The 13,553-nt window shown below is 64.7% G+C and carries 14 protein-coding genes; 11 read left to right on the forward strand and 3 right to left on the reverse strand.

Going from position 1 to position 13,553, the window contains the following annotated elements; translation table 11 throughout:
* The first annotated feature begins 156 nt into the window (after positions 1-156).
* From ACS13N_RS02975 to ACS13N_RS03020, 10 genes are all read left to right on the forward strand, one after another.
* Positions 157-846 (forward strand): 3-oxoacid CoA-transferase subunit A, encoded by a 690-nt coding sequence (locus ACS13N_RS02975; protein ID WP_438930281.1) that lies wholly within the window; start codon positions 157-159, stop codon positions 844-846.
* Positions 843-1,505, forward strand: a complete 663-nt coding sequence (locus ACS13N_RS02980) for a CoA transferase subunit B (protein ID WP_438930282.1) — start codon at positions 843-845, stop codon at positions 1,503-1,505. Before ACS13N_RS02975 ends, ACS13N_RS02980 begins: the two co-directional genes overlap by 4 nt.
* A 29-nt stretch (positions 1,506-1,534) precedes the next feature.
* Positions 1,535-2,737: a 3-oxoadipyl-CoA thiolase gene (gene pcaF / locus ACS13N_RS02985; protein WP_438930283.1), complete on the forward strand. Its 1,203-nt coding sequence runs from the start codon at positions 1,535-1,537 to the stop codon at positions 2,735-2,737.
* Between the two features lie 7 nt (positions 2,738-2,744).
* Positions 2,745-4,106 carry a 3-carboxy-cis,cis-muconate cycloisomerase gene (locus ACS13N_RS02990; protein WP_438930284.1) on the forward strand — a complete coding sequence of 454 codons (1,362 nt, stop codon included), beginning with the start codon at positions 2,745-2,747 and terminating at the stop codon, positions 4,104-4,106.
* Between the two features lie 22 nt (positions 4,107-4,128).
* Positions 4,129-4,941 carry a 3-oxoadipate enol-lactonase gene (gene pcaD, locus ACS13N_RS02995; protein ID WP_438930285.1) on the forward strand — a complete coding sequence of 271 codons (813 nt, stop codon included), beginning with the start codon at positions 4,129-4,131 and terminating at the stop codon, positions 4,939-4,941.
* Entirely contained in the window at positions 4,934-5,329 is a 396-nt protein-coding gene (gene pcaC / locus ACS13N_RS03000; RefSeq protein WP_438930286.1) for a 4-carboxymuconolactone decarboxylase, read from the forward strand. The genes pcaD and pcaC overlap by 8 nt, the downstream gene beginning before the upstream one ends.
* Before the next feature lie 82 nt (positions 5,330-5,411).
* A complete protein-coding gene (locus ACS13N_RS03005; protein ID WP_438930287.1) occupies positions 5,412-6,281 on the forward strand; it encodes a branched-chain amino acid ABC transporter permease in 870 nt (289 codons plus the stop codon).
* The gene (locus ACS13N_RS03010) at positions 6,278-7,312 is read left to right on the forward strand and encodes a branched-chain amino acid ABC transporter permease (RefSeq protein ID WP_438930288.1); all 1,035 of its coding nucleotides are present in this window, start codon (positions 6,278-6,280) and stop codon (positions 7,310-7,312) included. Before ACS13N_RS03005 ends, ACS13N_RS03010 begins: the two co-directional genes overlap by 4 nt.
* The gene (locus ACS13N_RS03015) at positions 7,309-8,082 is read left to right on the forward strand and encodes an ABC transporter ATP-binding protein (RefSeq protein ID WP_438930289.1); all 774 of its coding nucleotides are present in this window, start codon (positions 7,309-7,311) and stop codon (positions 8,080-8,082) included. The genes ACS13N_RS03010 and ACS13N_RS03015 overlap by 4 nt, the downstream gene beginning before the upstream one ends.
* Positions 8,075-8,776, forward strand: a complete 702-nt coding sequence (locus ACS13N_RS03020) for an ABC transporter ATP-binding protein (protein ID WP_438930290.1) — start codon at positions 8,075-8,077, stop codon at positions 8,774-8,776. Before ACS13N_RS03015 ends, ACS13N_RS03020 begins: the two co-directional genes overlap by 8 nt.
* Positions 8,777-8,789: 13 nt before the next feature.
* On the opposite strand, the gene ACS13N_RS03025 is transcribed toward ACS13N_RS03020, so the two are convergent.
* Together ACS13N_RS03025 and ACS13N_RS03030 are read right to left on the reverse strand one after the other, a co-directional pair.
* Complete coding sequence (locus ACS13N_RS03025; RefSeq protein ID WP_438930291.1) at positions 8,790-9,959, reverse strand: ABC transporter substrate-binding protein; 1,170 nt, start codon at positions 9,957-9,959, stop codon at positions 8,790-8,792.
* Positions 9,960-10,099: 140 nt separating this feature from the next.
* The gene (locus ACS13N_RS03030; protein WP_438930292.1) at positions 10,100-11,077 is read right to left on the reverse strand and encodes a LysR family transcriptional regulator; all 978 of its coding nucleotides are present in this window, start codon (positions 11,075-11,077) and stop codon (positions 10,100-10,102) included.
* 119 nt (positions 11,078-11,196) lie between these two features.
* On the opposite strand from ACS13N_RS03030, the gene pobA reads away from it, so the two are divergent.
* Entirely contained in the window at positions 11,197-12,438 is a 1,242-nt protein-coding gene (gene pobA / locus ACS13N_RS03035; protein WP_438930293.1) for a 4-hydroxybenzoate 3-monooxygenase, read from the forward strand.
* On the opposite strand, the gene ACS13N_RS03040 is transcribed toward pobA, so the two are convergent.
* A complete protein-coding gene (locus ACS13N_RS03040; RefSeq protein WP_438930294.1) occupies positions 12,416-13,522 on the reverse strand; it encodes an endo alpha-1,4 polygalactosaminidase in 1,107 nt (368 codons plus the stop codon). The two genes, pobA and ACS13N_RS03040, sit on opposite strands and share 23 nt — an antisense overlap.
* Positions 13,523-13,553: the final 31 nt, after the last annotated feature.

Below are 13,553 nucleotides of genomic sequence, written 5' to 3' on the forward strand. Positions count from 1 at the left end.
GGGAGCGTGGGCCGGACAGCAAGGGCCCGTGTCGATCCAGTCGTCAATCCGGAGACTCGCAGGCCGCACCTTGCGGCTGGGCCTTTTGCAAGGGTCCGGCGATGCTCCGAGCGGCGCCAAGCCAAAAAAGCGTGGTGCCCTTGCCGGAGACTGCACGTGATCAACAAGATTTGTCCGTCTGTGGAGGCCGCGCTGGCCGATATCCCTGACGGTGCCACCATCATGATCGGCGGGTTCGGTACCGCCGGCATGCCTTCCGAGCTCATCGACGGGCTCATCGCCCACGGCGCGCGAGAACTCACCATCATCAACAACAACGCCGGCAACGGCGAGACGGGCCTGGCCGCGCTGCTCAAGGCGCGCCGCGTGCGCAAGATCGTCTGCTCATTCCCGCGCCAAGCCGATTCGTACGTATTCGACGCGCTCTATCGCGCCGGCGACATCGAACTGGAACTGGTGCCGCAAGGCAACCTGGCAGAGCGCATCCGCGCCGCGGGCGCAGGCATTGGCGGCTTCTTTTGCCCGACCGCGTATGGCACGCAATTGGCCGAAGGCAAGGAAACGCGCATCATCGACGGCAAGCCGTACGTGTTCGAACTGCCGCTGACCGCCGACTACGCGCTCATCAAGGCCCTGCGTGCAGACCGCTGGGGCAACCTCGTCTATCGCAAGACCGCGCGCAACTTTGGCCCGGTGATGGCCATGGCAGCCAAGTGCACCATTGCACAAGTGAGCGAGACCGTGGAACTGGGCGAGCTGGACCCCGAGCACATCGTCACGCCGGGGATCTTCGTCAAGCGCGTCGTGCAACTCGGCGCCGAACACGTTGCGAAGGAGGCCGCATGAGCGCCGAAGCAACCACCCAGTTCAAGCGCTGGACACGCGATCAGATTGCCACCCGCGTGGCGCGCGACATTCCCGACGGTTCGATCGTCAACCTCGGGATCGGCCTGCCGACGCTGGTCGCCAACCAGTTGCCGGCTGATCGCGAAATCATCCTGCACACCGAGAACGGCCTGCTTGGCATGGGCCCTGCACCCGCAGCGGGCGATGAGGACGAAGACCTCATCAACGCTGGCAAGCAGCCGGTCACCATCAAGCCCGGCGCATCATTCTTCCATCACGCCGATTCGTTCGCCATGATGCGAGGCGGCCATCTCGACTACTGCGTGCTCGGCGGCTTCCAGGTGTCGGCCACGGGCGATCTGGCCAACTGGCATACCGGTGCACCGGACGCGATTCCTGCCGTGGGCGGGGCGATGGATCTGGCCATTGGCGCCAAGCGGGTCTTTGTCATGATGGAGCACCAGACCAAGCAGGGCGACAGCAAGATCGTGCAGTCGTGCACCTACCCGCTGACGGGCATTGGCTGTGTCGATACCATCTACACTGACCTCGCCGTGATCGACATCACGCCCGAGGGGCTGGTGGTGCGTGAAATGGCCGACGGCCTCGATTTCGATACGCTGCAGACGCTGACGGCCGCGTCGCTGCGTCGTGCATAAATAGAACGGTTATTGGAGACAGAACCATCATGACGCAAGCCTTTATCTGCGACGCCATCCGCACCCCCATCGGCCGCTATGGCGGCAGCTTGTCTTCGGTGCGCGCGGACGACCTGGGTGCGGTGCCGCTCAAGGCGCTGATGGCGCGCAATCCGCAGGTCGACTGGTCGGCCATCGATGACGTGATCTACGGCTGCGCCAATCAGGCCGGTGAAGACAACCGCAACGTGGCGCGCATGTCGTCGCTGCTGGCTGGGCTGCCCGAGGGCGTGCCGGGTTCGACCATCAACCGTTTGTGCGGCTCGGGCATGGATGCGACTGGCACCGCTGCACGCGCCATCCGTGCCGGTGAAACATCACTGATGATCGCTGGTGGCGTGGAAAGCATGAGCCGCGCACCGTTCGTGATGGGCAAGGCCGCGAGCGCCTTCTCGCGCGACGCCAATATCTATGACACCACCATCGGCTGGCGCTTCATCAATCCGCTGATGAAGGCGCAGTACGGCGTCGACTCGATGCCTGAGACTGCCGAGAACGTCGCCACCGACTACAACGTCAACCGCGAAGACCAGGACCGTTTCGCACTGCGCAGTCAGGCCAACGCCGCCCGCGCGCAGGAAGACGGCACGCTCGCGCAGGAAATCACTGCGGTGACGATTCCGCAGAAGAAGGGTGACGCCATCGTGGTGGACCGCGATGAACACCCCCGTGCGACCACCATGGAAGCGCTGGCCAAGCTCAAGGGTGTGGTGCGCCCGGACGGCACCGTCACCGCTGGCAATGCGTCGGGTGTGAACGATGGCGCCTGCGCACTGCTGCTCGCCAATGAAGAATCGGCCAAGCGCTTTGGCCTGACGCCGCGTGCACGCATCGTCGGCATGGCCACCGCTGGTGTGCCGCCGCGTGTGATGGGCATCGGTCCGGCACCGGCCTCGCAGAAGCTGCTCAAGCAGCTTGGCCTGACGATCGATCAGATGGATGTGATCGAGCTGAACGAGGCGTTTGCCGCGCAAGGTTTAGCGGTGACGCGCCAGTTGGGTCTGCGCGATGACGACCCGCGGGTCAACCCGAACGGCGGTGCGATCGCGCTGGGCCACCCGCTCGGCATGAGCGGCGCTCGCCTGGTGACGACGGCGATGTACCAACTGCATCGCACCGGCGGCCGCTATGCACTGTGCACAATGTGTATCGGCGTCGGCCAAGGCATCGCGTTGGTGATCGAACGCGTTTGATGCGGCCATGACCAGCGGATTGCTCGATCGCGCGTTCTCCACGCCGGCCATGCTGGCGGTGTGGTCCGATGCGTCCACCGTGCGCGCGATGTTGGACGTGGAGGCGGCGCTGGCGCAGGCCGAAGGTGCCGTCGGCGTGATTCCGGTGGAGGCCGTGGCACCGATCCGCGCGGTGTGTGCCAAGGCGGCGCTCGATCTGGTGGCGCTTGGTGGTGCAGCTGCTACTGCGGGCAACCTTGCGATTCCGCTGGTCAAGCAACTGACCGCTGCCGTTGCGCAGCACGACGAAAACGCCGCGCGGTACGTGCATTGGGGCGCAACCAGCCAGGACGTCATCGACACCGGCCTCATGCTGCAGTGGAAGCAATCGGCTGCGTTAATCGAAGCCGATCTGCAGAAGCTTGCCGATGCGCTGGCGGCGCTGGCGCAACGCCATCGCAATACGCCGATGGTGGCGCGCACGTGGTTGCAGCAGGCATTGCCGACGACGTTTGGCCGCAAGGTCGGCGGGTGGCTGGAAGCGGTGCATCGCGCGCAGGATCGGTTTGCGGCGCTGCGTGCGCACGTGCCGGCGCTGCAATTTGGCGGGGCGGCGGGCACGCTCGCCAGCCTGGGCGAGCACGCGCGTGCTGTCGCCCAGACGCTGGCGCACGAACTCGATTTGCCGCTGCCGACGCTGTCCTGGCACGGCGAGCAGGATCGCATCGCGGACATCGGCACGACGCTCGCGCTGTTGACTGGCACGCTGGGCCACTTCGCGCGTGATCTCTCACTGATGATGCAGACCGAGGTGGGCGAAGTTGCCGAACCGTCGGGCGCAGGCAAGGGTGGTTCTTCCACGATGCCGCACAAGCGCAACCCTGTCGGCTGTGCCACGGTGCTGGCTGCGGCCACGCGGATGCCGGGGCTGGCGAGCACGCTGTTGTCCGCGTTGCCGCAGGAGCACGAACGCGCGCTCGGTGGTTGGCAGGCGCAGTGGACGACGCTGCGCGAGATGGTGTGTCTGGCTGCCGGTGCGCTCGACCGCATGCGCGACATCGTCGAAGGCCTGCACGTCGATGCGGCACGCATGCGCGCCAATCTCGATCTCACACACGGCCTGATCCTCGGTGAAGCCGTGATGCTGGCACTCGGCGCAGACCTTGGCCGCCTGCAGGCGCATCACGTGGTCGAGGCTGCCAGCCGCAAGGCCGTGCAGGACAACACAACGCTGCGTGACGTGCTGGCCGAAGATGCCGACGTCCTGCGCATCTGGGGCAGTGCCGCGCCGCAACGGCTCGATGCGCTGCTCGATCCCTCTCACTATCTGGGGGACGCGGGCGCCGCCGTTGATCGCGTGCTGGCCGAGCACGCCCGCCGCCACCCCTGAACACGACATCCACGGAGACACCATGCCCTGGCTCGAACACGACAATGTCCGCCTGTATCACGAATTCGACGACACACACGAGGCGGGCAAGCCGGTGCTGGTGCTGTCCAACTCGCTCGGTACCAATCTCGGCATGTGGGTGCCGCAACTGGATGCGCTGCGCCAGCACTTCCGCCTGCTGCGTTATGACCAGCGCGGTCATGGCCAGTCGAGTGTGCCCGATGCGCCGTTCGGCGTGGCGCAGCTTGGTGGCGACGTGCTCGCGCTGCTGGATCACTACGACATCGAGCTTGCGCTGTTCTGCGGCCTGTCGATGGGTGGCTTAACCGGCCTGTGGCTGGCTGCGTACCACGGCGAGCGTTTCCCGCGCATGGTGGTGAGCAATACCGCGGCGCTGATCGGTACGCAGCAAAGCTGGAACACGCGTATCGCCCAGGTGGAGCAGGGCGGCATGGCTAGTGTGACCGAGACGGTGCTGGAGCGCTGGTTCACGCAGGGCTACCGTGATACCAACGCGAGCCGTGTCGACATCGTCAAGGCGATGCTGTTGTCCACGCCGGACGCCGGCTACAACGGCAACTGCGGCGCCATTCGCGATGCGGACCTGCGCGCGCAACTGCCGAACATCCGTGTGCTGATGCTGGTGATTGGCGGCACGCACGATATCTCCACGCCCGCCGCGCAGACCAAGCTCATCGCGGATGGCGTGCCGGGTGCGCAGTATGTTGAACTCTCTGCCGGCCATCTCGCCAACTGGGAGCAAGCCGACGGCTACACCCAAGCGCTGGTCAGCTTCCTGACCACCGGCGTTGCACGCGAGGTTGCCCATGGATGATCGTGAACGCCACGCCGCCGGCATGCAGGTGCGGCGCGCCGTGCTGGGCGACGCCCACGTCGACCGCGCCAACGCCGCGCAGACCGACCTCACCGCGCCGTTTCAGGACCTCATTACACGCTATGCCTGGGGCGAGATCTGGACGCGCCCCGGCTTGCCGCGCCATACGCGAAGCTTGCTGACGATCGCGATGATGGTGGCGCTGGGCCGTGACGGCGAACTGCGCCTGCACCTGCGCGCCGCCGCCAACAACGGCGTCACGCGCGACGAAATCCAGGAAACGCTGCTGCAGACCGCCATCTACTGCGGCGTGCCGGCGGCCAACCATGCTTTCCATCTTGCGCAGACGGTGTTTGCCGAGATGGATGCGGAGGCTGCAGGCAAGTAGGACATATCGTCTCGGGGGAGACGCCACGCAACACAGACAGGGCAAACTGGCCGCCGAGCCGGAGACCCAAGGAGGAGACCCCATGCTCAGCGCATTGGGTGTGTTGTTTGACGGGCTGGCCTACGGCAGCCTGCTGTTCCTGATCAGCATCGGCCTGTCGGTCACGATGGGCCTGATGAACTTCATCAACCTTGCACATGGTGCGTTTGCCATGGCGGGCGGCTACGTGTGCGTGGTGCTGATGAACCGCCTCGGCGTGCCATTCCTGGCGACGCTGCCCATCGCTTTCCTCGTCACCGCGGCAATCGGGTTTGTGCTGGAGCGCACGCTGTACCGGCGGCTCTATCGCGCGAGCCCGCTGGATCAGGCGCTGTTTTCCATCGCACTCGTCTTCATGGCGATGGCAGGAGCGACCTACGTGTGGGGGCCGGCGCAGCAACCCATCGAGCTGCCGGAGGTGTTGCGCGGCCAACTGAGCGTGTTCGGCAGCGCGCTAGAGGTCGGGCGCTATCGGCTCTTCCTGATCGGCGTGGTGATCGTGCTGACGGTGCTGCTCGCCTGGCTGATCGAGCGCACGCGCTTTGGCGCGCAGGTGCGGGCATCGGTGGACAACCAGCAGGCATCCGCCGGCTTGGGTATCAACGTGAGCCTGGTGTTTTCCGTCACGTTTGCATTGGGTTCCGGGCTGGCTGGGTTGGGTGGTGGGCTGGGTATCGACGTGCTCGGGCTCGATCCGTCTTTCCCGATCAAGTACATGGTGTACTTCCTGCTCGTGGTCGCGGTGGGTGGCGCGGGGTCCATCAAGGGGACGTTGCTCGCAGCGCTGGTGCTGGGTGTGTTCGATGTGGCAGGTAAGTACTACGTGCCGGACGTTGGCGCGTTCGTCATCTATGGGCTGATGGTGGTGCTGCTCGTGCTCTTCCCGAGCGGTCTGCTAGGGAGGCGCGCATGAGCATGCTGCAGCAATTGATGCGCACCTCGCAGCCTGCCGAGAGCACGCTGGCGCACGGCTTGCCCGATGCGCGCTGGTCAATGCTGGAAATAGCGTTCTGGTGCGTGCCGATCGCCGTGTTCTTCTTCTTTCCGGACTACCTTGTCTTCGGCAGCCAGGTGCTGATCGTGGGGTTGTTCGCGCTGTCGCTCGATCTGGTGCTCGGCTACGCGGGCATCGTATCGCTGGGGCATGCTGGCTTCTTCGGTCTGGGCGCCTATACGGCGGGGTTGCTGGCGGCACACGGTTGGGGTGAGCCTTTGACAGGGTTGGCCGCAGGCGCCATCGTCGCTGCGCTGGGTGGCTTCTGCGTGAGCTTTCTCGTGGTGCGCGGGCAGGACCTGACGCGGCTGATGGTCACGCTTGGTATCGGCCTGATGCTGTATGAGGCAGCCAACAAGATGGCGTTTCTGACGGGCGGGGTCGATGGTCTCTCGGGCGTGGCGATGAACAACCTGCTCGGCACCTTCGAATTCGATCTGGCCGGTCGCACGGCCTACGTCTATAGCCTGGTCGTGCTGTTTGTCGTGTTCGTACTGCTGCGCAGGCTGGTGCGTTCGCCATTCGGGTTGTCGCTGCGCGGTATTCAGCAGGGGCCGAAGCGGATGCCGGCGATTGGCGCGAACGTGCGCATGCGCCTGGTGGCGGCGTTTACGGTGAGTGCCGCGATTGCCGGTGTTGCCGGTGGATTGCTCGCGCAGACGACACAGTTCGTCGGGCTGGATTCGCTGGGCTTCTCGCGCTCGGCCGAGTTGCTGATCATGCTGGTGCTGGGCGGTGCAGGCCGGCTGTACGGCGCGCTGATCGGCGCTGCGGTGTTCATGGTGGCGCAGGACGTGCTGTCCGGTATCAACCCGGTCTACTGGCAGTTCTGGATTGGGCTGCTGCTGATGGTGATCGTGCTGTTCGCGCGTGGCGGCCTGTTGGGTGGGTTGGAGGCGGCGATCTCCGCCATCAAGGCGTGGCGCGCTCGCAAGGGAGGTGCGGCATGAACGCACCGATGATGCATCCCACGCCGATGCTCAGCACACGCAGTTTGTCCAAGCGCTGGGGGGGCTTTCACGCCAATTCGGACATCTCGCTTTCGTTCATCCCTGGCGCGCGCCATGCGTTGATCGGCCCGAACGGCGCGGGCAAGACGACCTTCATCAATTTGCTGACCGGTGCGTTCGCACCGACGTCTGGCGAGGTGCTGCTTGGCGATGAGGACATCACGCGCCTGCCTGCACACCAGCGCGTCAAGCGTGGCATCACGCGCACGTTCCAGATCAACACGCTGTTTCCGGGGTTGACGGTGCTGGAATCGGTGATGCTCGCCATCTTCGAGCGCACGGGTGTGTCGTGGCAATGGCATCGCACGGTCGCTGCACATAAGGAGGCGCGTGACGAGGCGATGGCGTTGCTGGGCCGCTTGCAGCTCGGTGCCGATGCGCTGTCGCCCACGCACGCGCTGCCCTACGGCAAGCAACGACTCGTCGAGATTGCGCTGGCGCTGGCAACGCATCCACGCATCCTGCTGCTCGACGAGCCTGCCGCCGGCATTCCCGCCGCAGAGAGCGCTGAGCTGTTCGAGGTGATCGCCAGCCTGCCGCGCGACATCACCATCCTTTTCATCGAGCACGACATGAACCTCGTCTTCCGCTTTGCCGAGCGGATCAGCGTGCTGGTGGCCGGCCGTGTGCTGACCGAAGGCACGCCGCAGGAGATCGCCGCCGACCCGCGCGTGCGCGAGGTTTATCTGGGGGAGGCGGAACATGCCTGAGTTGCTCTCGTTCGAAAACGTGACCGCCGGCTATGGCAACGCCATCGTGTTGGACGACGTGTCGTTCTCGCTGGATGCGGGCGGCAGCCTCGCGCTGTTGGGCCGCAACGGCGTTGGTAAGACCACGCTGCTGAGTACGCTGATGGGCTTCACACGCCTGCACGGTGGGCGTATCCGCTGGCAGAGCGCGGACATCGGCAAGATGACGCCGCATCGGCGCGCGCGGGCTGGGCTCGGATGGGTACCGCAGGAGCGGTGGATGTTTCCATCGCTCACGGTGGAGGAACACCTGACCGCCGTCGCTCGGCCCGGCCCGTGGGATGTGGAGCGCGTCTACAAAACGTTCCCGCGTCTGCAGGAGCGGCGCCGCAATCTCGGCAATCAGCTGTCGGGCGGGGAGCAGCAGATGGTTGCCATCGCCCGCGCGCTGATGACGAATCCCGCACTGCTGTTGCTGGATGAGCCGATGGAAGGTCTCGCCCCGATCATCGTGCAGGAACTCGGTCGCGCCGTCCGTTCGCTCGTCGATGAAGGCGGCATGGCGGTGATTGTGGTGGAGCAGCACGCGCGCCTGGCGCTGGAGTTGACACAGCGGGCGTTGGTGCTTGATCGCGGGCGCATCGTCCACGCATCGAGCAGCGCAGACCTGCTCGCCGACAAGCCGCTGCTGCAGCGGCTTGTGGCGGTCTCCTGAGGCCGAAGACGGCTTACTTGCCCGGGTCTTTCACGTCGGCAAACTTGTCGAACTCGACGTTGTACAGCTCGCTACCGATCTTCTCGACCTTGCGGATGTAGACCGTCTGCACCACGTCGCGCGTGGCCGGGTCGATGGTGATCGGCCCGCGTGGGCTGTCGATCTTCATGCCTTTGAAGGCGGCCATGGCCTTGTCGCCGTCGATCTTGCCGCCGAGCTTGTTGATGACGTCGTAGATCGCGCCAATGCCGTCATACGCGGCCACCGCCATGAAGTTGGGGCGGCCCGCGCCGGGGTTGGCATCGGCAAAGGCTTTCAGGAAGGTCTTGTTCTGGGGTGAGTCGTGCGCTGCCGAGTAGTGGAACGACGTGATTACGCCCAGCGTCGAGTCGCCCATGGCCGGCAGCACGTGGTCATCCGTCAGGTCGCCCGTGGCGATGACCTTGATGCCGGCCTGCGCCAGCCCGCGTTCGCGGAAGCCTTTCATGAACGCCACGCCTTGCTCGCCGGCCGGCAGGAAGACGAACACGGCCTGCGGCTTGGTGTCCTTCACGCGCTGGATGAACGGCGCGAACTCCGGATTGCGCAGCGGCACACGCACGGCCTCCACGACCTGGCCACCGCCTGCGGTGAAGGTCTGCTTGAAGGCGTTTTCTGCGTCGATGCCGGGCGCGTAGTCGGCCACCACGGTCGCCACCTGCTTGATACCGTTCTTCAGCGCCCATGAGGCAATCGGCGCGGAGACTTGCGGCAACGTCATCGACACGCGTGTCACATAGTCCGACTTGGTGGTGATGGATGAAGACGCGGCGTTGAAAATCACCATCGGCTTCTTGGCCTGCTGCGCGATGGGCGTCACGGCCAGCGCCTCCGGCGTGAGGCCGAAGCCCGCCAGGAAGTCGACCTTGTCACGCACCACCAGCTCTTGCGCCAGGCGTTTGGCAACGTCCGGCACCGGGCCTGTGGTGTCCTTCATGATGATCTGCACCTGACGTCCGCCAGCGGTCGTGCCGTGCAGCTTTTGATACGCCTTGATGCCGTCTTCCATCTGCTTGCCGTAGTCGGCGAAGGGGCCGGAGAAGGGCGCGATCAGGCCGATCTTGATCGGCTCGTCCGCAACGGCAGGCAACGCGGTCATCAACGCACCAGCAACGGCAGTCAGCAGCAGCACACGACGTTTCATGAAGGTCTCCAAAGGTTGATCGGCAAGCGTGGGCCGGAAACTCGGGGCAGCGGCGTCGCCTGCGCGTGGCGACGATCCTAAAGGCTTCGTGTTCGCATTGCAACCGAGTGTTCGTATGGTGAACATGCGTCGTAAGGTCGCTATTTTGTGTGCTTGCGCTTGGCCGGCAGGTGACCGGGCTCTCGCCATTCATCCGCCTCGTCGTTGAACAGCGATGACACCAGCGTGCGGAACCACTGGCTGCGCGCATCGTTGTGGAACTTGCGGTGCCAGTGCTGCTTAAGGTCGAAGCTGGGCAGCTCCAGTGGGGGTTCCATGACGCAGATGTTGGCGTGCGATTGCATGAACGACAGGCCCACCGCATGCGGCACCGTAGCAATCAAGTCCGTGCGCGCGAGGATGAACGGGATGCTCATGAAGTGCGGCGTGAGCAAAGCAGGCGTACGGCGGATGCGCTTGCGCTCCAGGAAGCGCTCATACAGTTCCTGGCTGCGCCCCTCCGCGCGCACCACGGCGTGGCCGTATTCCAGGAACTGCGCCATCGACAGCTTGGTGTTGCCGCCACGCGTGACGGGGTGGTCCGCTCGCACGATGCACGTGAAGTAGTGCGTGAACAGCCGCTGCTGAAAGAAGTTGTTCTTCTTCAGGTCGGGAAAGTAACCGACAGCAAGGTCCAGTGAACCGGTCTCCAGTGCACGCTCGATCTGCGCTGGCGGCAGCGATACGGACTGCACTGATGCACGTGGCGCCTCCCGCGCCATCGCCTCGATGATGCGCGGCAGGAACACCATCTCGCCCACGTCCGACAGGGCAATCGAAAACAGATGCGTCGTGGTGGCTGGGTCGAACGCGCCCGTCTCCAGAATGCCCTGCTGCACACGTGCCAACACGTCGCGCGCTGCGGGAATGAGCGCCAGCGCACGCGGCGTGGGCTCCATGCCGCGCGAGGTGCGCACGAACAACGGGTCGTCAAACGCTGCGCGCAGCTTGGCCAGTGCCGTGCTCACGCCCGGCTGGCTCATACCGAGCTGCTGTGCGGCCATGCTCACGCTGCGTGCATCGTGCAACGCCAGCAAGATCGGCAACAGGTTCAGATCAAAGTCGGGCAGGATGGACATCGCGATAGCACTATTTGAATGAGCGATAAAGTTTATCGCCGATATTGCATTGTGCGATATCAGGGCGCGGGCCAACAATGCTTGCCAGAACGATTCCAATCCGTCTGGAGACAACCACCATGCGCACCCAGGTCGCCATCATCGGCGCGGGCCCCGCGGGCCTGCTGCTCGGGCAGCTTCTGCACCGTAGCGGCATCGATGCCGTCATCCTCGAAACCAAGAGCCGCGCGTACGTGGAAGAGCGCATCCGCGCAGGCGTACTGGAGCAAGGCACCGTCGACATGCTCAATGAAGCCGGTGTGGGTGAGCGCATGCGCCGTGAAGGGCTGGTGCACCACGGCATCGATCTATTGTTCGGCGGCAAGCGCCATCGCATTGACCTGACGACGATGTCGGGCGGACGCGCCATCACCGTCTACGGGCAGCACGAAGTGGTGAAGGATTTGATTGCCGCACGCGTAGGGCAGGGCGCGCCGCTATTGTTCGATGTGAGCGACGTGTCAGTGCACGACATTGAGTCGGCCACGCCTTCGGTACAGTTCGTGCACGATGGTGTGCCGCAGACACTGCAATGCGACTACATCGCTGGGTGCGACGGGTTTCACGGCATCTGCCGGCCAGCGATTCCTGCACAGCGGCAGGCCGTGTTCGAGCGCGTCTATCCATTCGCGTGGCTGGGCATTCTGGCCGAGGCCGTGCCGGCCGCCGACGAGTTGATCTACGCGAGTCACGACCGCGGCTTCGCGCTGTTCAGCATGCGCTCGCCCAAGATCACGCGGCTCTATCTGCAGTGCAAGCCCGATGAGAACCTGGCCGAATGGTCCGACGCCCGCATCTGGGACGAACTCCACACGCGCCTGGAGAACAACGACGGCTGGCATCTCAAAGAAGGCCCGATCTTGCAGAAAAGCGTGACGCCGATGCGCAGCTTCGTCTGCGAGACGATGCAGTACGGCCGCCTGTTCCTGGCAGGGGACGCGGCGCATATCGTGCCGCCCACCGGCGCCAAGGGCATGAACCTGGCCGTAGCCGACGTGCGTGTGCTGGCACAGGCGCTCACGGCGCGTTACCAGCAGAACGATGCAACGCAGTTGGCCGGCTACTCAGAGCGTTGCCTGCAGCGCATCTGGCGTGCGGAGCATTTCTCGTGGTGGATGACGTCGATGCTGCATCGCTTTGACGACCACACACCGTTCATGCAGCGGCTGCAGCGCGCTGAACTGGACTACGTGACAACCTCGCCAGCCGCGGCGCGTGTGCTGGCCGAAAACTACGTCGGCCTGCCCTTTGCCGATGCGCCGGCGAGTGCGCTGAGCGCAGTGGGTAACGTCAATCGCGTCAGTCGTTCCAGGGTGGCGTAGTCGTCGGCTTGGACAGCGCGACACGTGACACCAGCGGGCGGAAGCCCTGCCCGCGCGAGGCGGTGTACACCGTTTGCGGGTTCGGGGCCGTCAGAGCGTAGTCGATCGTGAAGACCGGCAGGCCGCCCATGCAGTGCTTTTGCAGTTGCGCGATGGTCCACTGCGTGTCTTCGGACGCAGCAGCTTGGTCGGTGCCGTTCGGATCGCTCCAGCTTGCGCCGGCCTCGCCGCCAAACCACGTGTCTTCCTGCGAAATCGCATCGAGATTGGGCAGCAGGTTGGCTGCCCCGACCGCATCGATCAGTTCCGGCGCATTCTGCTGGATCACCGCGAACTGCGGGTTGATCGCGCGACCTGCCGCGCGGATCCTGGTGATGAAATCCACCATGGCCTTGGCCGGATTCACGCTGGCCTTCCTGGCCGCAGCCGCTACCTTTGCGTTGGCGTAGCCTTCCACCCAATCCAGATACACACCGTCGAACCCCTCGCGCGCGAGCTGTGCCACCGCGCCGTTGGGGCCGAGCCACAGGTTTTGCCAACGCATGTCCCAATACGCCACCGGGTAGTCATCCTTCCAGCCGTCCGGGTCTGCCGTCAGGATGAAATCGGGGGTGCCGGGCTTGGTGGCGGTCGGCGGTTTCCAGCCGCTCCAGTACGTGCGGAAGCTCTCTGCCTGGCCAATATCGATGTAGGCAATCACCTTGCGCGGCGAGCCATCGGGTTTGGTGCGCAGGCGCGTGACCATGCCGGCCGTATTGAATGTCTCCTGACCCTTGACCGTGTTGCCGGCCTCAACGACGACCATGTCGTACGGTTGGGCATCGAGCGCATCGATCTGCGCGTCGGTCTGAAGGTCCTGCAGTTGGTACATCCACGTTTGCACGCCCGCAAGCGGCGACGTGCTATTCGCGCCGCACAGGGTGTCGGCTTTGGCCGGTGCCGGCGCTTTGGCATTGGGGGCAGTGGTTGTCGGAGCAGCCACGGCGGATTGGATGGACAGAGAACTGCCACCATCGCCGCCTCCACAGGCGGACAGCATGAGGGCTGAGCAAGCAAGCGCGAGAGAGGTGTTGGACAGTCGCATGATTGGTCTTGAGAGAGTGGGACGACCTGAA

Source organism: Ralstonia sp. 24A2 (assembly GCF_051783885.1).
In the GTDB taxonomy this organism is placed as follows: domain Bacteria; phylum Pseudomonadota; class Gammaproteobacteria; order Burkholderiales; family Burkholderiaceae; genus Ralstonia.

Excerpts from the sequence above, each read along its gene's own strand:
- ACS13N_RS03040 (WP_438930294.1), bottom strand. The coding sequence starts at position 13,522 with ATGCGACTGTCCAACACCTCTCTCGCGCTTGCTTGCTCAGCCCTCATG.
- pcaD (WP_438930285.1), top strand. The coding sequence starts at position 4,129 with ATGCCCTGGCTCGAACACGACAATGTCCGCCTGTATCACGAATTCGAC.
- ACS13N_RS03030 (WP_438930292.1), bottom strand. The coding sequence starts at position 11,077 with ATGTCCATCCTGCCCGACTTTGATCTGAACCTGTTGCCGATCTTGCTG.
- ACS13N_RS03015 (WP_438930289.1), top strand. The coding sequence starts at position 7,309 with ATGAACGCACCGATGATGCATCCCACGCCGATGCTCAGCACACGCAGT.
- pcaC (WP_438930286.1), top strand. The coding sequence starts at position 4,934 with ATGGATGATCGTGAACGCCACGCCGCCGGCATGCAGGTGCGGCGCGCC.
- pcaF (WP_438930283.1), top strand. The coding sequence starts at position 1,535 with ATGACGCAAGCCTTTATCTGCGACGCCATCCGCACCCCCATCGGCCGC.
- ACS13N_RS02990 (WP_438930284.1), top strand. The coding sequence starts at position 2,745 with ATGACCAGCGGATTGCTCGATCGCGCGTTCTCCACGCCGGCCATGCTG.
- ACS13N_RS03005 (WP_438930287.1), top strand. The coding sequence starts at position 5,412 with ATGCTCAGCGCATTGGGTGTGTTGTTTGACGGGCTGGCCTACGGCAGC.
- ACS13N_RS02980 (WP_438930282.1), top strand. The coding sequence starts at position 843 with ATGAGCGCCGAAGCAACCACCCAGTTCAAGCGCTGGACACGCGATCAG.
- ACS13N_RS03010 (WP_438930288.1), top strand. The coding sequence starts at position 6,278 with ATGAGCATGCTGCAGCAATTGATGCGCACCTCGCAGCCTGCCGAGAGC.
- ACS13N_RS03025 (WP_438930291.1), bottom strand. The coding sequence starts at position 9,959 with ATGAAACGTCGTGTGCTGCTGCTGACTGCCGTTGCTGGTGCGTTGATG.
- ACS13N_RS03020 (WP_438930290.1), top strand. The coding sequence starts at position 8,075 with ATGCCTGAGTTGCTCTCGTTCGAAAACGTGACCGCCGGCTATGGCAAC.
- pobA (WP_438930293.1), top strand. The coding sequence starts at position 11,197 with ATGCGCACCCAGGTCGCCATCATCGGCGCGGGCCCCGCGGGCCTGCTG.